Origin of the sequence: Jingyaoa shaoxingensis (genome assembly GCF_014385005.1) — a bacterium.
Lineage (GTDB): Bacteria > Bacillota > Clostridia > Lachnospirales > Lachnospiraceae > Marvinbryantia > Marvinbryantia shaoxingensis.
Genome location: NZ_JACRSZ010000003.1, coordinates 1 through 20,198 on the forward strand (window position 1 = coordinate 1; position 20,198 = coordinate 20,198).

Sequence of the window (20,198 nt, forward strand, 5' to 3'; positions counted from 1 at the left end):
TTGTCGTACATTTTTTTGATTTATGCATGGATTTTAATCTGTGACAAGAAAATAAAAGAGAAGTTAGTATCGAAAAAAGATACCAACTTCTCATAATCTTACTTAACTTAATGCCATTGATGCTGTCTGCAAGACTCTTTAATGCTCTGTCACCGTAACTATGTCCATAGATATCATTGATAAATTTAAAGTCATCGATATCAAAGAGTGCAGCCACAAAATGTGTTTGTGGATTTTTGGAAATCATTTTTTCTGCAAATTCATCAAATCCATAGCGGTTATAAATATTTGTAAGAGAATCTGTGCGTGCAAGTATTTGATATATGTTCTTATGTTCTTTTGCTACTAACCATACTCTGGTAAGAACTGACAGAAGAAGGCTTATAGTAAGAAACATTCCGCTGATGATTACGAGTAGTGTGTTATTTCTCCATCCAATTTTAGGAGTTACTTCAAGTTTCCAGTTTTCATTGCCTATTGTAAATGCATAGAAAACAGGATGATTTATTTGACCATCTGACTGATAAACCACTTTATAAGTATCACTCCAGGGAGTGTCTGTTTTTGAGATTTTATATTCGTATCCAAATTTTGAAAGTGCATTGACTGCATCTGAAAAAATATCCGGAACACGCAGGATAGCAATCGTAAATCCCCAAAAATACTCTTGTCCGTTTTTATCTTTCAGGTATACTGGATTGCGGACTGCAATTCCATATCTGCCCTGTTTTAATTCGAAAGGTCCCTGCGTAATGATTGTATGGTTATCTCTTGCATAACAGGAAATCTCTTTACGGTCTTTATCATGGAGCAGATCAATCTTGCCTGCCTCATTTCCTTCAGCCGGATAAATATCTGTTACAACACCATTGGGAGCGAGCTGCATGCTTTCAATAGAAGCAGACATAAGATTCCCAGCAATCGTGTCAAACTGATGGATTTCGCCATTTTCACTGATTAAGATCTGTTCCAAAGCATCCGTAATTTCAATTCCATTTGCAATTTCATTCTTTATGCGCTCACCATAGGTGTTTGCATTCAATTGTGCTGTTATGTGTCTCTGCTCTTTTTCGTGGGTGTCTGTTTTGTATACAATGAAACTAACAAGGCATAAGCCCAGTAAAAAAACGATAAGAGGCACAAGTATTTTCTTCTTCACTTGGTTTACCTCGTTTTATCCATGAAAATTTTTATGATAAAGCATTATATCACAGAAGTTGAAAAACAGAATAAGTTTTCTGAAAAAAAACAATATTTTTTTAACAAAAGTTAGCAAGAATTCTCCTTCCGCTACAGGTGGGAGATGAATTGCAGAAAAAATGATCTGTGAAGATGCCGGTAAAGGCTATTCTTCCATGTATCAGGATGTGAAACGATGCGTTCCTACCGAGATTGATGCCATAAACGGGGCAATCGTAGAACAGGCTCGTCGATACAACGTACCGGTACCTTATAATACTCTGATTGTTGATCTGATTCATGCCATTGAAGAATCATATGAATATCGAAAACAGAGTTAACTGCACAAATTCTGCAGAATGGATACAATTATTTTTAATAATTATAGAATTTTCTCCATATTTTGTGTTATTCTGTTTATGTACAACTCTGATCTTTTATGATTAAATGATGTTGAAGAGATTGGAATACATAAAACAATCCATATAACATCATTCATGTCTGAGATCACAGGAGAAAAAGGAGGAACCGATTATGGCAATTTTGGTAACAGGCGGCGCAGGATACATTGGAAGCCACACCGTAGTAGAACTTCAGAACGCAGGTTATGATGTAGTAGTTGTAGATAATTTAAGTAACGCAAGCGAAAAAGCACTGGACAGAGTCAGCGCAATCACAGGCAAGCCAGTTACTTTTTATAAAGCAGATATTCTTGACAGAGAAGCACTGAACGAAGTATTTGATAAAGAAAAGATTGATTCCTGTATTCATTTTGCAGGACTGAAGGCAGTGGGAGAGTCCGTTGCAAAGCCTTGGGAATATTATGAGAACAATATTGCAGGAACACTGACACTGGTAGATGTCATGAGACAGCACGGAGTAAAGAACATCATCTTTTCTTCCTCTGCAACTGTTTATGGTGATCCGGCCATCATCCCGATTACAGAGGAATGCCCAAAGGGACAGTGCACCAATCCTTATGGATGGACCAAGTCCATGCTGGAGCAGATCCTGACAGATATTCAGAAGGCAGATCCGGAGTGGAACGTGGTATTACTGAGATATTTCAATCCAATCGGTGCTCACAAGAGCGGAACCATGGGAGAGAATCCTAACGGTATCCCGAACAATCTGATGCCATACATTACACAGGTAGCAGTTGGTAAGTTAAAAGAACTGGGTGTATTCGGTAATGATTATGATACACCGGACGGAACCGGCGTCAGAGATTATATTCATGTAGTTGACTTGGCAAAAGGTCATGTAAAGGCATTGAAGAAGCTGGAAGGACATCAGGGACTGAATATCTACAATCTGGGAACCGGAAAAGGCTATAGTGTTCTGGATATTGTCAAGAATTTCGAAGCTGCAACCGGTGTGAAGATCCCATATGTGATCAAAGCAAGAAGACCAGGTGATATCGCTACCTGCTATTCCGATGCAACCAAAGCAGAAAAGGAACTTGGATGGAAAGCGGAGAACGGTATTCGTGAGATGTGCGAAGACAGCTGGAGATGGCAGTCCCAGAATCCGAACGGATACGAAGATTAAAACTCGCATTATCATGAACTAAGGATCACGTTCAAGAAAAAGGTACCACTTTTTGAATATTGGATATAAATTTGATGTTTGAAAAGTGGTTCCATTTTTTGAACGTGTTTTTTCTTTTTGAATCAAGTCAATTCTCGTTTACGAAACTGGGATGGGGAGCATCCAAACTGTTTTCGGAACAGACGGCTGAAATATAATGGATCATCATAACCCACCAGATCTGCGATCTCAGAAATATTATTATCCGTAGTTTCTAACATCACCCGGGCGTTCATCATCCGAACTGACTGAATGAACTGTGCAGGAGTGGTTCCGGTATAAGTCTTAAAGTTCTTAATAAATCCACCGGTATTAACATTATGTTCTGTAGCGTAAGTCTCTACACTGATCGGTTCACTGTAATGTTGACGGAAATATTCTACAGCCTCATCCATTTCCCGGAAGATCTGCATATTTTTTTTATGGGGTTTGACATACGACATACGATGGATACGGATCAGAAGTTCCATAAAATAGTGAACCAGCATTTCTTCATAATCTTCTTTGGTAAGCTGCAGTTCCTGTATAATGGATTGAAACAGATTCTTATATTCCATGGATGTTCCGGTATAAAAAATATGAGTATCAGCGCTGATACCATACCGATTTAAAATATTTTCTACATCATTTCCAGTAAAATGAATCCAACAAACTTCTGACTGATCCACTGCGTTATAATAATACATCTGTGGTTCTTTTGGACGATAAATAACCATATTTCCGGCTTCTACCGTCTGTTCTCTGCCATTAATTGAAAAATATGCTTTTCCAGCAGCTACATAGAGAATCTGATAGTCCAGACGACCATTTGGGCGGTTGGTTGGACGCTTATCCAAAGTATACAAACGATAAATTCCACAGCTTTCAATAAAAAGCGGATGTGTCTGATCATGAAAATCGATTTTTGATTGATTCCAGTAAGCTGAGTTGGTATACATGAAGCTTAAATCTCCTTATTAAATCTATCTTTCAAAATCATATCATTTTGAAAAAGAATTGTAAATGATGAACCCATTTGATGTTTGTCATTTATTACCAGATGCAGTATAATAAAAACAACTGAGAGATGGAAACTGCATTTCCATTTCGGAGACTTGGGAATAGCTGCCTGTCTTTATAAAATCTTAATACAAAATCAGAAAATCTTACACTATTTTAGAATGAGTCCTTATATAATGAACAACGAACATATTTTGAAAGGGGCGTAAGCATATTATGTCGGAGAATATGCATAGAAGAAGGCATCTGACCACATTTCAGGTAATTATTCTTGGATTTGCAGGTGTAATTTTGCTTGGTTCAGCCATATTGATGCTTCCTGTTTCATCTACGAAAGGAAGCGTTACTTCTTTTCACGATGCACTTTTTACAGCAACATCTGCCGTGTGTGTGACTGGACTGGCAGTACGCGATACAGGCAGTTACTGGTCTGCTTTTGGACAGACTGTGATTCTTATTTTGATTCAGGTAGGAGGTCTGGGTGTTGTCACGGTTGCTTCTGCAGTAACAATTCTGTCCGGGAAAAAAATCTCGCTGATGCAGCGCAGCACCATGCAGGACGCCATTTCAGCACCTCAGGTAGGTGGAATTGTCCGATTGACCAGATTTATACTAAAAGGGACATTTTTGATCGAGCTATGTGGGGCATTCTTATTGCTGCCAGTATTTTGTCATGACTATGGTGCAAAAGGAATCTGGATGTCTGTTTTTCATTCGATATCAGCATTCTGTAATGCCGGATTTGATATTTTAGGTACATCAGAAAACACCTTTCCTTCCCTTACCGGATATACAGGAAACATAATGGTAAATGTGGTGATTATGTTTTTGATTATCATTGGAGGAATTGGGTTCCTTACCTGGGAGGATATCTGTACAAACAGAGGAAAACTGAAACGTTATCGGATGCAGAGTAAGGTTATTTTTGCGACAACATTGATATTCATTGTACTGCCAGCTATCTTTTTCTTTTTTTCCGATTTTCAGGAACTGTCCGCAGGAAGGCGTTTTCTCGCTTCTCTTTTTCAGGCAATAACGCCAAGAACTGCCGGATTTAATACAGAAAATCTTTCTAATATGACAGAGGTATCAAAGGCAGTTATGATTTTGCTTATGCTGGTCGGAGGATCTCCTGGCTCGACCGCTGGAGGTATGAAAACAACCACTTTTGCAGTTCTCATTTTGAATGCAGCTGCTACTTTCCGCAGTCGGGAAGAGGTAAGTGTATTTGGTCGCAGAATAAACAACACTGTCATAAAAAATGCGGCAACGATTGGTATGATGTATCTGGTACTGTTTCTGTGCGGAGGGTTCATCATCAGTGTACAAAATGGAATTCCTCTTTTGGATAGTCTTTTTGAAGCTGCCTCTGCGGTAGGAACAGTAGGACTTACACTGGGGGTGACACCGGAGCTGCATCTTGCATCCAGATATGTGCTGATTATATTGATGTATCTGGGGCGGGTCGGAGGATTGACACTGATCTATGCAGTATTATCAAAAAAGAATGCAGGAAATGCAAAATTACCTTTAGAGAAAATAACAGTTGGATAAAATGGAGATGAAATGTATATGAAAAATATATTATTAATTGGGCTGGGACGTTTCGGAAAACATGTTGCCCTGCAGCTGAATCAACTGGGACATGAAGTGATGGCGGTGGATGCCAATGAAGAGCGAGTAAATAAAGTACTTCCTTTTGTGACAAATGCGCAGATCGGAGACAGCACGGACGCTGAATTTTTAAAATCCCTTGGTATTGGCAATTATGATATTTGCTTCGTGGCTATTGGAGGAGATTTTCAGAATTCCCTGGAAACTACTTCACTTTTAAAAGAGCTTGGGGCCAAACTGGTTATATCTCGTGCAGAACGGGATGTACAGGAAAAGTTTCTTTTGCGCAACGGAGCAGATAAGGTTGTGTATCCGGAAAAACAAGTAGCAAAATGGGCTTCGATCCGTTATACAGACGATCATATTCTGGACTATATGGAAGTCGATGCATCCCATGCTATTTTCGAAGTAGAGGTGCCTGAAGAATGGATTGGAAAAACAGTGGGCGAACTTGATATTCGCAAAAGACACAATATTAATATTCTTGCAGTAAAAAAAGATGGTGAAATCAGTATTACCATATCTGCAGACACTCTTCTTACAGAAAATGTAACGTTGCTGGTTTTGGGAGAGTATAAGGAAATTCGGAAATGTTTTCATATCTGAGAAAAAGGGGTGAAATATGAATCATCACATATCAGGTGAAAAAAAACAGGAGACAGAAGAGCATATTCTTGTCTGTCTGTCAGCGTCTCCATCCAATGAAAAAATCATCGATACCGCGGCTAAGATGGCTCATGGGCTTCAGGCACGTTTTACAGCACTTTATGTACAGAATGGAGTCAGACAGGAAAAGGCCGATCAGGAGAGACTGGAGGAGCATATCCGTTTTGCTGAAAAGATGGGGGCTGAGATTGTAATGACACACGGAGAAAACGTGCCGGTGCAGATTGCAGAATATGCACAATTATCCGGTGTAACCACAATAGTGATCGGGCAGAGCAATGCCAGGAAGAATCACGTTTTCAGCAGACAGACTTTGACAGAAAAATTGATATCTTTGATACCGGATATTGACATTCATATTATTCCGGATACTTTCAGAGATGGAAATTATCACAAACTTCATCTTGCTCTGTATACAGAAAAGCCTTCAGTAAAAGATATTTTGTTAACCATATCTATCTTTGCAATCTGTACCATGATTAGCCTGGTATTTCAAAAGCATCACTTTACTGATACGAATATTGTGACAATCTATATTCTTGGTGTATTACTCACTTCTATTCTGACAAATGGATATCTCTGCAGTATTGCGGGATCTTTTTTAAGTGTCGTGTTGTTTTGCTTTTTTCTTACGGAACCCAGAATGTCTTTTCAGACTTATGCTGTAGGATACCCTGTGACATTTCTGATAATGCTGATCTCTTCGGTACTTACCGGAACACTGGCAGCAAAATTAAAAAATCATGCAAGGCTTTCGGCACAGCTGGCCTTTCGTGCACAGATTCTATTTGACACAGATCAGATGCTGCAAAAGACAAAAAGCAGCAATGAGATCTTAAGTGTAACCTGTACTCAGCTGGTACGTCTTCTGAATCGCAGTATTGTGGCCTATGTATCAGAAAATGAAGCGTTATCCTGTGGAACAGTATTTCACAGCCAGAAACAGGATGAGAAGGAAGAAAAATCAAAATCGGAAGAACAGCTTCTGGTACCATCAGAAGAAAATGTTGCCAAATGGGTATATGAAAATCAACAGCGGGCTGGAGCAACCACCCATCATTTCCGTAATGCCAGATGCCTGTATCTGGCTATTCGTATTGGAGATCACGTATATGGGGTAGTTGGAATTCCCGTACAGAACCATCCACTGGATTCCTTTGAATATAGTGTGTTGCTTTCCGTGATAAGTGAATGTGCACTTGCCATGGAAAACTCCAAGAATGCCATGGAAAAAGAAAAAAATGCAGTATTGGCGAAAAATGAACAGCTTCGCGCAGATCTGTTGCGTGCAATATCTCATGATCTGCGTACCCCTCTTTGTTCGATATCCGGAAATGCAGATATGCTTCTGAACAGTGGAAACGGACTGGATGATGCCACAAAGCAGCAGATTTATACGGACATTTATGAGGATGCAGAATGGCTGACCGGTGTGGTGGAAAACCTGTTATCTGTTACCAGACTGAATGATGGACGTCTCAAGTTCAAATTCACAGATCAGATTCTGGATGAGGTCATTACAGAGTCTCTGCGACATATCAGTCGAAAACACGAAGAATATCAGATTCTGACGGAATGCGATGAACTGCTTTTGGTACGTATGGATGTACGGCTGATTATTCAGGTGTTGGTGAATCTGATCGACAATGCCATAAAGTACACGCCGCCAGGTTCTGTGATCTGCATTCGTGGAAAAAAGAAAAATGGAAAAGCAGAGGTTTGCGTAACGGATAACGGAGCCGGAATTTCTGAAGAAATGAAACCTCATATATTTGAGATGTTTTATACCGGAAAAAATACGATTGCAGACAGTAAGCGAAGCCTGGGTCTGGGCCTGGCACTTTGCAAATCGATTATTGAAGCACATGACGGCAGTCTGACGCTTACAGATAATCAGCCACATGGATGTATCTTTACTTTTACATTACAGCTCAGTGAGGTGATATTACATGAATAAAACAACCATACTGGTTGTGGAAGATGACCGTCCTATCCGCAACCTGATCATCACAACCTTAAAAACCCATGATTATAAGTATCTGGCAGCAGAAAATGGAGCTGCTGCATTATTGGAAGCCTCCTCTCATAATCCTGATATTGTACTTCTGGATCTTGGCTTGCCGGATATGGAAGGAGTAGAAATCATAAAAAAGATTCGCACCTGGTCAAATATGCCGATTATTGTCATCAGTGCAAGAAGTGAGGACACAGACAAGATCGAAGCGCTGGATGCAGGAGCGGACGATTATATTACCAAACCATTTTCTGTAGAAGAACTGCTGGCGCGTATTCGGGTGACACAGCGTCGTCTTTCCATCATTCAGGCCGGTGACAGCCAGGAAACATCTCTGTTTCAGAATGGGAATCTGAAAATCGATTATACTGCTGGTTGTACCTATCTGAAAGACACGGAGCTGCATCTGACACCAATTGAATATAAGCTACTGTGTCTGTTATCGCATAATCTGGGAAAAGTACTGACACATACCTATATCACTCAGCAGATCTGGGGGAGGACGTCCGAAAATGATGTTGCATCCCTGAGAGTCTTTATGGCAACGCTGCGAAAAAAGCTGCAGCCGGATAAAAATGGGGTACAGTATATACAGACTCATATCGGTATCGGATATCGTATGTTGCGGATTGAAAACTGAAATATATTGAATGATTGTGAGGACTGTTGTTCCATAGAAGTATCTGTGTCTATGGAGAACAGTCCTTTCAATCATGTTATAAAATATTTTGGAACCATTTGGTATTTTTCTGCGTCTAATAGATAGAACAGTTGAAAAACATGTTCCTGTACGTACAGATTTTCAGAAGGGAGAAGTAAAGTGGAGAAGTTAGTCAATATGGCAAAAAGAGGTGATACAGAAGCTTTTACACAGCTGATGCAGTCTCAGATGCAAAACATGTATAAAACTGCCAGATCCATTTTATCACAGGATGAAGATGTGGCAGATGCGATTTCAGATACCATACTGGCATGTTGGGAACAATTGGGGAGTTTGAAGCATGATGGATATTTTCGTACCTGGATGACCAGAATTTTGGTCAATAAATGCTATGATCTGATCAGATCAAATAAAACAGTAGCATGGGAAGACTATATTCCAGATCCGGCGTACCGTGAGCAGGAGTATGAAAATATTGAATGGAAACAGACCTTAGATTCTCTTTCAGAAAAATACAGGCTGATCATGATGCTGTATTATGTGGAAGGATTTAAAGTCAGTGAAATCAGCCAGATACTGGATCTTTCAGAAGGTACCGTAAAAAGCAGACTGTCCAGAGGGCGTGACCGTCTGACAGAAGCTTTTGAATTACGGCAAAGGAGGGCGAATTAATGAAGAAAAATGATACGATTTATACTTTACAGCAAAATATTGAGATCCCAGATATTGTAACAGAGAAGGCAAATATGGCATTTGAACAGATCAGGAAGGATGCCGGCAGCAGTAGCGATAAAATTGTAACGTATCAGAAATCAGTGAAAAAATCCCGCAAAAAATATGTGATTGCGGCACTCATTGCCACGATGACCGTTGGTGCAGTATCTGCCTATGCCGCTTATACAAACTGGAGTCATGGAATGAAAGAAGAACTGCGTATTTCAGAGGAACAGCAAAAGAATCTGGAAGCAAACGGTATGGCAGCATTTTCCGATGCATCCGTCACAGATGCAGGCGTGACAGTAACAGCACAGCAGAGTATTACCGATAATTATTACACCTATCTTTCCTTTAAGGTAGAGGGGTATTCTGTTGAAAAAGGGGTACAGCCAGACTTTGAAACTATTTCAGTCACCGCAGACGGACAGGATGTCAGCTGGGGCGGCAGGTTCTATGACGGAATGATTTCGGGCAATGATGGAATGTTTGTCAATGCAGATGGTTCGGAACCGGAAACAGAGGCCGATGGATCCATGATAGAAAACTATATGATGGATGATGGCAGTCTGGAGTATCATATGATACTGAAGAGCCATGAAAAAGGATTTTTTACAGGTAAACAGCTGCATGTAGAATTAGAAAACCTTGGAACAGTGGCAAAGGCGCAATATTTTCCGGATATCGAAGGCAACTGGATACTGGATATGACACTTGGCGGTGCTGATACAGCCAGATATATAGAAACCTGTGAAAAATTAGGTGATACCGAAACAATTGTAACAGGAGTGGAACTTTCACCGGTTTCCATGCGAGTCACATATGATTTTCCAAAAACAGAGCCGCGAATGGAAGAATTTGAGGATGAAAACGGTGAAATACAGACTATTGCCTGGCCTGCACAACCACCATTTGCTTTCGGAATCCGGTTAAAAGATGGTACTGTGATGAAATATATCTCTGCCGGTAGTGAAAGCACGGGATATACAAGTGAAGAAGGGCAGGAATATGTTGTGTCATTCCCACTGGACCGAGTGATTGATCCGGATCAGGTAGAAGCAGTACTCTTCAGAGAATACAACGAAGAAAGCAACGAACATCTTACTTATGAAGTACCGTTAAAAGCGAATTAATATTCATAAATCATCTGGAAAACTTACAGCAGTAATGATACAATAGTCGAAATAGGAGAGGAGCAGTAAGGCACATGACTTTTTCAAAGAGAATCAAAAATTTAAACCGTTATCAAAAGTGTTTTTTATTGATTATGTTATTGATGTCTCTGATATTTACGATATTGTATCCCATTACCATCTCCAGAGTAGGTTATGAATATAAGAATTCCATTTTTGTTCCGACACAGGAAAACAATAATATCGTATATTCAGGTAAAATTCATGGGACGCAGGCACATTTTACAGTATCAGAAGATAAGACTCTTGCATTTCAATATGGGGATAAAACCTATGGTCCTTATACTCTGAAAGAAGATCCTGCAGCAATTCCACAAAACGATGATATGTCTGAATATATGACAGGTGTGGAGCTTCGATGTGGCGAAAATATTCTGTTTCGCGGAGGTATGCAGCAAATGGCCGATTCTTACTGGCTGTATAATGAGGATGGAACGGATTATGAATTTTCATATATGGTAGAGGATGAGACTGAACGGGATGCAAGCGGCAATACCATTGATCCAGATGAGCCATCTGCAGGCATTATAATAGAACTGATGAACGATCCTGTGCTGACGCATAAAGGAAACTGGACTACATGGTTTGTTGCTTTGGCAATTTGCCTATTTAATGCAATTTCGATTCTGTATGCGGACGAACTTTTCCGCTGGAATCTCGCCTTTCAGATTCGTGATACATACGGAGCAGAGCCATCTGACTGGGAGATTGCAGGTAGGTATGTGAGTTGGATCATACTAATCATTGTTGCTTTGATTATATACATAATAGGGTTGAATTAATCAGCAGGCTTTTATCATAGGATTTATCTATACTTAAAATGACAAACAACAGCTTGTCAGGATGTTTGGAAGATGATATAATAACCCATACAGATCTATTCGACAAACCATAGTTTAACGAATAGATGAGCAGCGATATACAATGATTACGTTCAGAAAGGATTTTTATATTATTATGGATCAGACATCTATGACATATCATGAACAAACCGATATTGACAATACCTTACGTCTGCGGGAAATCTTAAAGACACTTCCTCCGTTTGTCAAGGATTATTTCCGGGCAATTGAACCTACCACATCTACGCGAACCAGGATTTCTTATGCATATGACATTCGGGTATTTTTCCAGTTTTTACTAAATGAGAACCCGGCGTTTAAGAATACATCCATGTCAGAGATCTCTGTATCTGTACTTGATCAGATCAAGGCTCTCGACATCGAGGAATACTTGGAATACTTAAAAGTATATGGTGACCGGGAGAATCTCCACACCAACGGCGAACGTGCCTTAAAACGCAAAATGGTGGCTCTCAGGGGGTTCTATGCATATTACTATAAGCATGAAATGATCCAGACAAATCCTTCCGTTCTGGTTGATATGCCGAAGATTCATGACAAGGCAATTATCCGCCTGGATGCGGACGAAACGGCCATGCTTCTGGATTTTATTGAACATGGCGGTGATGAACTGAGTGGTCAGAAAAAGGTCTACTGGGAAAAGACAAAGGTTCGCGATCTGGCACTGATTACCCTTCTTTTAGGTACTGGAATCCGTGTATCCGAATGTGTGGGTCTGGACATTACAGACGTGGATTTTAAAAATAACGGTATCAAGGTCGTTCGAAAAGGCGGTAATGAAATGATTGTATACTTTGGTGATGAGGTGGAATCTGCCCTGCGTGATTACCTGGCGGTGCGGGAAGGCATTACGCCTTTAGTCGGCCATGAAAACGCCCTCTTTCTCTCCACTCAGCGGAAACGTATTGGCATCAAGGCTGTGGAAAATCTGGTAAAAAAATATGCATCCCAGATTACCGGAACCAAGAAAATTACACCTCATAAGCTGCGAAGTACTTATGGTACTGCTCTTTATCAGGAAACCGGTGATATCTATCTGGTTGCAGATGTTCTGGGACACAAAGACGTCAATACCACCAAAAAGCATTATGCAGCCATGGACGACCAGAGACGCCGTCGGGCTGCTTCAGCAGTACATCTGAGGGAAGATTAATCCATACATAAGAATCCCTCTGTCGGATCAAAACAGATAGATCTGTCAGAGGGATTGACTTTTATTTAATTTTCCAGTATCACAGTAAATGGTCCGTCATTGACCAGGCTGACCTTCATATCAGCGCCAAATTCCCCTGTTTCTACACATGGGATCTGTTTCCGGCATTCTGAGATGATGTATTCATACAATTCATTAGCCATTTCCGGAGGGGCTGCATCCACAAAACTTGGACGGTTGCCTTTCTTACAATTGGCATATAAGGTAAACTGAGAAACCAGTAAAAGGCTGCCGTCTACATCTTTCAGTGCCAGATTGGTCTTTCCGTTTTCATCTTCAAAGATACGAAGCTGAATCATCTTTTTGATTAACTGATCAGCTATTTCTCTTGTATCTTCTTTTCCGATTCCAATCAGAACCAGAAATCCTTTTTGAATCTGTCCGATACAGGTATGATTTACCGTAACAGAAGCCTCACGGACACGTTGAATCACAAATTTCATAATAATAGGTACTCTCCTGCTTTTTCTCATGATGTACAAAATGCCTTACGGACTGCATATTCTAATCCGCAGGGCATTCTACGATTATTCAGATAAATGACGTGGAACTTTCCGTTGTTCCTTCTCTTCTACAAATTTTTTAATCAGATCTACGGTTCCGTCAATTCCAAGAACAGAGCTATTCACGCACAGATCATAACTACTGATGTCGCCCCATTTCTTACTGGTGTAGTAGTTATAATAGCTGGCACGTTGTTTGTCAGTCTTGGTAATGGCATCCTTTGCCTTGGAGTCACTCCAGTCATGGCGTCTGGCGATGCGATGAATTCGAGTGTCCACATCACCATAAATAAACACAGATACATGATTCGGGAATGATTCCAGTGCATAGTCGGCACAACGCCCAACCATAACACACGGTCCTTCTTTTGCAATATCCTTAATAGCATTAAACTGTGCCAGAAATACCTTGTGATTGATCGGCATACCCGATAAAGCGGAAGAAGCATATCCCATAGAATAGGTATCCATAACCAGAGAATATAAGAAACTATTCGTTGGTTTCTCATCATGGTTTTCAAAAAGCTCCTGACAAATTCCGCTTTCTTTAGCGGCTCGGTCTAAAAGTTCATTATCGTAACACTTGATTCCAAAAGCCTCAGCAAGTTTTTGGCCAATCTCTCTTCCTCCGCTTCCATACTGTCTTCCGATTGTAATGATTGATTTACATGCCATAAAAATCTCCTCCTGCCTGTTTTGGATAAAATAATTTATGTATATTATACAATAAAGACATCATATTGTACAGCAATTTGTACAAAAAATCATAATATTCAAACTTTGTATAGAAATTATTTTTCTTACCTGGATGAGATACTGCGCAATTTAGTCAGAAGATTTTCAAAATATTCCGGCAGCGGTGCAGAAAATTCCATATATTCGCCTGTCCGCGGATGAATGAATCCCAGCACCTGGGCATGAAGTGTCTGTCCCTGCAGACCTGAAAATGGACATTTAGCCGGTCCGTAAACATCATCCCCGACAATCGGGTGATGAATGCTGCTCATATGAACACGAATCTGATGGGTACGTCCCGTTTCAAGCTGACATTCGATATAAGTATAATTTCCAAAACGCTCCAGAACATGGTAATGGGTAATGGCATCCCGACCATTTCGTGGCTCAATCGCCATTTTTTTGCGATCAATGGGATGACGTCCGATCGGAGCATCTACAGTGCCCTGATCATCCTTTAGATTTCCATGTACAATCGCACGGTACCTGCGGGTAATAGAATGTACCTTTAACTGTTCGGCAATGGCATTGTGGGCAAAATCGTTTTTACATACCAAAAGACTTCCGGTTGTATTGCGGTCAATACGATGAACAATGCCAGGACGCATTACCCCATTAATCCCTGACAAATCATCCTTGCAGTGATACATTAATGCATTAACCAGTGTGCCACTGTAATGTCCGGCTGCAGGATGAACTACCATGCCTTTCGGTTTATTTATGACAATCAGATCCTGATCTTCATATAGAATATCCAGTGGAATATCTTCCGGCAGAATATCCGGTATAACCTGATCAGGAATCAGAAGTGCGATTTCTTCAGACCCGGTTATTTTATAATTAGACTTGACGGCTTTTCCTTCAATCGAGACCTGTCCGTCTTTGATCAGTTTCTGAATATAGGATCTGGAGTGTTCCGGGAGCTGTTCCGAAAGAAAACGGTCTATGCGGATTCCGTAATGCTCTGCGGACGCCTGAATTAGTTTCTGATCCACTCGTACACCTCTTTTCGATAAAAAAATAAAAATAATGCAATAGAAAGGGTCACATAACAGTCGGCCACATTAAATACCGGGAAATTGATAGCTGAGAAATACAGAAAATCAATCACATAGCCATGTAAAAAGCGGTCAATGGCGTTACCCACTGCACCGGATGCCAGCATAATCATAAGGAACCGGCTCAGATTCCAGTGGTGTTCCAATGGGAGTTTCCGATAATAGAAAAAAATCAGACCTGTCAGAATCACTGCAGTAATCAGAAAGAAAAATCTGGCATTTTCTAGAAGCCCCCATGCCGCCCCCCTGTTCTCCAGGTAATAAAGTTCAAATATACCTGGAATCAGAATGATACCAGACTGATTCTTTAAATACAGAACTGCAGCATATTTGGATAACTGATCCAGCAAAACAAGTACGGTCAGTTCTGCCAGAGCAAACAGATAATAGCGTTTAGTCTTGTTCATAACAACTCGTAGTTTACATAATCTGGTTACGTAACCTATTCTCCTTCCAGATTGTCAGCATTAATAAATTCAACAGCTTCCAGAATTTCTTCATCTGTTACAGTATGGTCAATAAATGCCTTGCCAATTTTCTCTAGCAGAATAAATTTTACCTTACCGGCGTCCATTTTTTTATCTGACTTGGTAATACGCAGAATTTCCTGACTGTCGATTCCTTCAATGAGAAAAGACAGATCAAATCCCACATTCATATCACGGATCTCATAAAATTCTTCTGTAGATAACAGTCCCCTTTTAAAAGAAATATAGGCAGCGGCAACATACCCCAGGGCAACACACTGACCGTGAAGAAGCTCTGGTGATTTGACTTTTTCAATGGCATGTCCGATGGTATGTCCAAAGTTCAGTAACGCACGTTCTCCCTTTTCAGTAGGATCTTTTTCTACAACATTTTTCTTGATTTCACAGCTTTCCTGTACCATCTTTAATAGTACCGGCAGTTCACGGTCATTGATTTCTGTCATATGATTAATCAGCCATTCGTAGTATGCGGCATTTTTGATCAGACCATGCTTCAGGATCTCGCCCATACCACAGGCAAACTGCTGTTCATTCAGACTCATAAGCGTATTCAGATTCATATAGACAAGAGATGGCTGATGGAATGCACCGACCATATTCTTGTAGCTGTCAAAATCCACACCGGTTTTACCGCCAATGCTGCTGTCTACCTGGGATAATAATGTAGTAGGCACCTGAACGAAATCAATGCCTCTCAGATAAGTTGCTGCGGCGTAACCTGCAAGGTCACCTACCACGCCGCCTCCCAGGGCAACGATTAGATCACGGCGTTCGAAATGGTTCAAAATCAAATGTTCATACAGATTCCGGACCGTATCCAGAGTCTTATTCTGCTCTCCTGCCGGGAAAATAAACTGGGATACGGTAATACAGTGACTGTCCAATGCTGCGGTAATCTGGCTTCCATAGAGTGGAAATACATTGCTGTCTGATACAATGCAGACCTTTCTGCCGGAAATCTTGCAGTCCTTTTCCAAAATCTCTGCAAAATGTTCAAAGCTCTGCTCAAAATAAATGGTATATCCCTGATGATCTCCTGTCTTTACAGACAGGCTGGATTCAAATTTTTTACCCATAATTGATTCTCCTTCTATTATTTATAACGTTTTATTTCTACGGAAAGACGTCCTTTGCGTGTTTCAGAAAGGACACTGCAGAACTGAAACTTGCCGTATCCGCGGGCAGAGATAATATCTCCATTTTTTAATTTATAACCGTTGGAGGTAGTCAGTCTGCCATTGACGTAAATACTGCCGTTTTCCACCAGGGAAGTCAGGCTGCTTCTGGAAGACCCAAATGCCAGTGAAAGCAGGCTGTCCAGACGCAGGGAAGCTACTGTCCCGTGAATCGTCTCATACACTGGCTGCCAGGAAAATGAGTCCAGATCTGTAATCTGAGCAGCAACGGAAGTATGACGGATATGGGTCAGTTCCCTGCAAAGCAGCTCTGCCATAGTTTCATGGCAGAATACGTAGGTACCGTCATCTGTCAGTAAAATATCCCCAATTTTATTTCGTTCAATGCCGATATTCAGAATAGCACCCAGAAAATCCCGATGTGTCAGTTTATCTGTATATTTTTCATGCAGTGGACGTATACAAATGCAGACAAAAGGGAATTCCCACCCATATGGAAGGCTGCCATCCTTCGTCTCTGTATCCTCCATATCATAAGAAAGAGCATCAGGTATAAATGCTATCATCTGACGCTCTGCTGTTTCATAGCCGCCAAACAGCCTGCATGTAACAAATGCAAGCTCTTTTTTGCTGCTGTGATAAATATTCAGTTCATTTAAGTTCAGAAAATCACTGAACATAATCATACTGCGCCGATCTGCCAGGTTCGCAAGATCGATCACTCTTCGCTGAAATAATACTTCGTCTTTTGTCATAATAATCAGTAATTAAAATTCATAGATGGAATGTCAAAGGCACCGTTTAACAGATCCTGAAAATCTCCGGATACATCTACGGATGCCGGTGTAATAATGAATATGTAGTTGCTGATCTTCTGAAGATTACCGCTGATTGCATAACAGGAACCAGACGTAAAATCAATGATCCGCTGTGCCAGATCCAGATCCAGCCCTTCCATATTCAGAACAACAGTACAGTTTGCCAGTAAGGTTTCTGTGATCTCACGGGCATCTTCCATATTACGTGGTTTTACCACACATACAGACATATCGTTAGCTGTCTTGCGGGTGCGTATCGGTGATACCTTGCTGCTGGATACTGTTGCCTTCTGAGTAGAAAAACTGCTGCTGCTTTTCGGCTTGGTATAATTCACGGTCTTAAGTGTCTTTACCGGCTGCTTCAGGCTTTTTCTTGCAAGAGGTTCTTCATCAAAATCATCTTCTATATCATCGAAAGAATCGGACTGCGACTTTTTGAAGATGCTTTTCTTAGGACGTTCTTCGTAATCGTCCGCATCATCATCTAAAAAATCATCATCATCATCGTAGTCGTCATTTAACTTCATGGCATTCAATATTTTATCGAGAAAACTCATTCTTCTACTCCAATCTTTTTTTATACCGGATAAGAACGTGCCCCGAAAATTCCTGTTCCAACTCTGACCATGGTGGCACCTTCTTCTATCGCAACCTCGTAATCATTGGTCATTCCCATGCTGAGATTGCACATACTTACATTATCAATGTTTCTTCCTTTAATGTCAATAAATAAATTATATAAATTTTGAAAGTGAATTCGGTTATCTTCAGGGTTTTCGACAAAAGGAGCGATAGTCATCAGTCCGGATACCTTCAGATTCGGGTAAGCAGCTACCTGCTCAATAAATGCAGGCGTCTCGTCCAGCGTAAGACCAAACTTGGATTCTTCCTGTGCAGCATTGACTTCAATCAGCACCGGCATAATGACATTATGTTTTTCTGCTTCTGTCTGGATCGTCTCTGCCAAACGGATAGATTCCAGCGAATGAATCATACATGCCTTATCAATGATATATTTAACTTTATTTCTCTGCAGATGACCGATCATATGCCACTTGAGGTCTTTTGGAAGCACTTCATATTTCTCCTTCAGTTCCTGTGGCTTATTTTCACCAAAATCGACTACTCCGAGAGGAAGCAGTTCTTCGATCATAGACACCGGCTTAGTCTTGCTTACTGCAATCAGAGTAATATCTTCTGGTTTTCTTCCGGTGCGTTCACATGCTGCAAATACTTTCTTCTGTACATCCAGATAATTCTCTTTTATCATGATTCTATAACTCCTTTCAAAATGCCTGCTTATACTACAATGGCATCTTCTTTTACGGTAGAAGCATCCAGCGCTATATGGTCGTACTGGGCCAGTCCATAACTGGAATTGCTCTCTATAATACAATATTCCTCATTCTCATCAATAATTGTAATCTCACGGAATACCGCATAACCTTTATTAATATTATAGACACCGATCAGAGATTTGGTATCAGATACCTGATACCGTTTGGAGGAATCCTTCATAAGAACATAATCCCCTTCAGAAAACAGTCCGGTATCTACATAATAATCCGTATCCGTCTTATCATATACAGTGGCTGTGATATATTTGGTAATAGCAGAACCATCTGTATCATAAGTCTCTTTAATCAGACTGATCTCATCTTCATTATTCTTATTCACTGAGACAAATTCTTTTGGAATACGGTAAAATGTCTTTTCTGCAATTGCTGTGTTCGGAATCTTTAATCCGCTGGCTTTATTCAGCTGTAATTCAATATCAATAAAACGGTCTCCTGCAAAACGTATCACAGAATTACTGATATCCAGTTTGCCGAAAAATCCGTCTTCATTCTGTATAATAGAAAAATCTGCATTAAAAGTAGACTTATCTTCCAGAAATGTAAATCGGATGGTTGTGGAATCTGCCAGCTCTGTAGCAGTCTTAATATCCAATGGAATGATCAGAGACCATTCTTCACCGGTGATCAGCTTATAGACCGGATCATTTGCCCCCACTGTATCCTTCAGTCTGAGATTGGTACGCTTATAATTTGTCTTGCTGAAATCACTCAGGCGAACATCATCTGCTGTCAGATCTTCCATGCCGTCTACAGAATATACCACGATACCGTCGGTATCTGTGGAGATCAGGTTCTGCCCTGAATATCCGGAAGCCGAACCAGTCTGATTTTTGGAATAAATCTCAGATATGGCAGTCTGAGCATCTGCCTTAAAATTATATACTGTCTGATAATCAATATCAGAGTAATTCGTTGAAAAACTGGATGCAATATTACGGAATGAAGAATAATCTGTATTCTCATCTTCTGCTTCGGTGGAAACTGTCTGTGTCTGAATACCGGATGCACCCAGTGAATAAATGGCATTGCCAACGCCAACTTTACTGTTCTCTCTTGCATAATAATGAATGCTTCCGGAACCGTTACTGTAGACTACCTTTTCCGACTTCAATGCCAGCGCAGTATACTTATAATTGCCCGAAAGAGGACCGGCGGTTACTTCGTATGCGGTCACATGCGGAGAAGTCAGATACATAATCAGACAGATAATCATATAGATAAAGAGGATACCAAACATAAATGTTCCGATATTCAGCATGGAATGATGATTGATCTTTACCACTTTATTATTTCTTGGTTTTCGTATCGCCATGTAAAACTCCTTAAATTACAAATGCCAAAAAAATGCCGGATAGATTTTATCCGGCATTTTCTTTTTTCTGATACATCAATGTTA

At 40.4% G+C, this 20,198-nt stretch carries 21 protein-coding genes; 10 read left to right on the forward strand and 11 right to left on the reverse strand.

All coding sequences use genetic code 11. The features are described 5' to 3' along the window. A partial coding sequence (locus H8716_RS03915) for a diguanylate cyclase domain-containing protein (protein ID WP_249307218.1) occupies positions 1-1,159 on the reverse strand: 1,159 nt, incomplete at its 3' end. A gap of 160 nt (positions 1,160-1,319) precedes the next feature. On the opposite strand from H8716_RS03915, the gene H8716_RS03920 reads away from it, so the two are divergent. After that, on the forward strand, positions 1,320-1,520 hold the full coding sequence (locus H8716_RS03920; protein ID WP_249307219.1) for a ketopantoate reductase family protein: 201 nt from the start codon (positions 1,320-1,322) through the stop codon (positions 1,518-1,520). Positions 1,521-1,713: 193 nt separating this feature from the next. Next, a complete protein-coding gene (gene galE / locus H8716_RS03925; protein ID WP_249307220.1) occupies positions 1,714-2,730 on the forward strand; it encodes a UDP-glucose 4-epimerase GalE in 1,017 nt (338 codons plus the stop codon). Between the two features lie 122 nt (positions 2,731-2,852). On the opposite strand, the gene H8716_RS03930 is transcribed toward galE, so the two are convergent. Beyond that, positions 2,853-3,707 carry an AraC family transcriptional regulator gene (locus H8716_RS03930; protein WP_249307221.1) on the reverse strand — a complete coding sequence of 285 codons (855 nt, stop codon included), beginning with the start codon at positions 3,705-3,707 and terminating at the stop codon, positions 2,853-2,855. Between the two features lie 277 nt (positions 3,708-3,984). On the opposite strand from H8716_RS03930, the gene H8716_RS03935 reads away from it, so the two are divergent. From H8716_RS03935 to H8716_RS03970, 8 genes are all read left to right on the forward strand, one after another. Further along, the gene (locus H8716_RS03935; RefSeq protein ID WP_249307222.1) at positions 3,985-5,322 is read left to right on the forward strand and encodes a TrkH family potassium uptake protein; all 1,338 of its coding nucleotides are present in this window, start codon (positions 3,985-3,987) and stop codon (positions 5,320-5,322) included. Positions 5,323-5,340: 18 nt separating this feature from the next. Beyond that, positions 5,341-5,988 (forward strand): potassium channel family protein, encoded by a 648-nt coding sequence (locus H8716_RS03940; protein WP_249307223.1) that lies wholly within the window; start codon positions 5,341-5,343, stop codon positions 5,986-5,988. 16 nt (positions 5,989-6,004) lie between these two features. Then, positions 6,005-8,005 carry a DUF4118 domain-containing protein gene (locus H8716_RS03945; RefSeq protein ID WP_249307224.1) on the forward strand — a complete coding sequence of 667 codons (2,001 nt, stop codon included), beginning with the start codon at positions 6,005-6,007 and terminating at the stop codon, positions 8,003-8,005. Next, positions 7,998-8,702, forward strand: a complete 705-nt coding sequence (locus tag H8716_RS03950) for a response regulator (RefSeq protein ID WP_249307225.1) — start codon at positions 7,998-8,000, stop codon at positions 8,700-8,702. The genes H8716_RS03945 and H8716_RS03950 overlap by 8 nt, the downstream gene beginning before the upstream one ends. 180 nt (positions 8,703-8,882) lie before the next feature. Continuing rightward, positions 8,883-9,395: an RNA polymerase sigma factor gene (locus H8716_RS03955; protein ID WP_249307226.1), complete on the forward strand. Its 513-nt coding sequence runs from the start codon at positions 8,883-8,885 to the stop codon at positions 9,393-9,395. Next, entirely contained in the window at positions 9,395-10,570 is a 1,176-nt protein-coding gene (locus tag H8716_RS03960) for a DUF4179 domain-containing protein (protein WP_249307227.1), read from the forward strand. The genes H8716_RS03955 and H8716_RS03960 overlap by 1 nt, the downstream gene beginning before the upstream one ends. Positions 10,571-10,644: 74 nt before the next feature. Beyond that, complete coding sequence (locus tag H8716_RS03965) at positions 10,645-11,412, forward strand: hypothetical protein (protein WP_249307228.1); 768 nt, start codon at positions 10,645-10,647, stop codon at positions 11,410-11,412. A 175-nt stretch (positions 11,413-11,587) separates the two neighbouring features. Next, positions 11,588-12,646: a tyrosine-type recombinase/integrase gene (locus tag H8716_RS03970; RefSeq protein WP_249307538.1), complete on the forward strand. Its 1,059-nt coding sequence runs from the start codon at positions 11,588-11,590 to the stop codon at positions 12,644-12,646. A 65-nt stretch (positions 12,647-12,711) separates the two neighbouring features. Here the strand turns inward: H8716_RS03970 and dtd are convergent, their stop codons facing one another. The 9 genes from dtd to H8716_RS04015 all read right to left on the reverse strand — a co-directional run bounded on the left by dtd (position 12,712) and on the right by H8716_RS04015 (position 20,114). Continuing rightward, positions 12,712-13,149 carry a D-aminoacyl-tRNA deacylase gene (gene dtd / locus H8716_RS03975; RefSeq protein ID WP_249307229.1) on the reverse strand — a complete coding sequence of 146 codons (438 nt, stop codon included), beginning with the start codon at positions 13,147-13,149 and terminating at the stop codon, positions 12,712-12,714. 84 nt (positions 13,150-13,233) lie between these two features. Continuing rightward, positions 13,234-13,884 (reverse strand): cytidylate kinase-like family protein, encoded by a 651-nt coding sequence (locus H8716_RS03980; RefSeq protein ID WP_249307230.1) that lies wholly within the window; start codon positions 13,882-13,884, stop codon positions 13,234-13,236. A gap of 125 nt (positions 13,885-14,009) precedes the next feature. Then, positions 14,010-14,939 carry an RluA family pseudouridine synthase gene (locus H8716_RS03985; protein ID WP_249307231.1) on the reverse strand — a complete coding sequence of 310 codons (930 nt, stop codon included), beginning with the start codon at positions 14,937-14,939 and terminating at the stop codon, positions 14,010-14,012. Beyond that, the gene (lspA, locus tag H8716_RS03990; RefSeq protein WP_249307232.1) at positions 14,924-15,409 is read right to left on the reverse strand and encodes a signal peptidase II; all 486 of its coding nucleotides are present in this window, start codon (positions 15,407-15,409) and stop codon (positions 14,924-14,926) included. The genes H8716_RS03985 and lspA overlap by 16 nt, the downstream gene beginning before the upstream one ends. A gap of 35 nt (positions 15,410-15,444) precedes the next feature. Beyond that, positions 15,445-16,566 (reverse strand): 3-dehydroquinate synthase, encoded by a 1,122-nt coding sequence (gene aroB / locus H8716_RS03995; RefSeq protein WP_249307233.1) that lies wholly within the window; start codon positions 16,564-16,566, stop codon positions 15,445-15,447. Positions 16,567-16,583: 17 nt separating this feature from the next. Then, entirely contained in the window at positions 16,584-17,381 is a 798-nt protein-coding gene (locus tag H8716_RS04000; RefSeq protein ID WP_249307234.1) for a YlmH/Sll1252 family protein, read from the reverse strand. Positions 17,382-17,386: 5 nt separating this feature from the next. After that, positions 17,387-18,001, reverse strand: coding sequence for a cell division protein SepF (locus tag H8716_RS04005; RefSeq protein ID WP_249307235.1), 615 nt, complete (start codon positions 17,999-18,001; stop codon positions 17,387-17,389). A gap of 20 nt (positions 18,002-18,021) precedes the next feature. Continuing rightward, a complete protein-coding gene (locus H8716_RS04010) occupies positions 18,022-18,714 on the reverse strand; it encodes a YggS family pyridoxal phosphate-dependent enzyme (RefSeq protein ID WP_249307236.1) in 693 nt (230 codons plus the stop codon). 29 nt (positions 18,715-18,743) lie between these two features. After that, positions 18,744-20,114 (reverse strand): HlyD family efflux transporter periplasmic adaptor subunit, encoded by a 1,371-nt coding sequence (locus H8716_RS04015; protein WP_249307237.1) that lies wholly within the window; start codon positions 20,112-20,114, stop codon positions 18,744-18,746. Positions 20,115-20,198 lie beyond the last annotated feature (84 nt).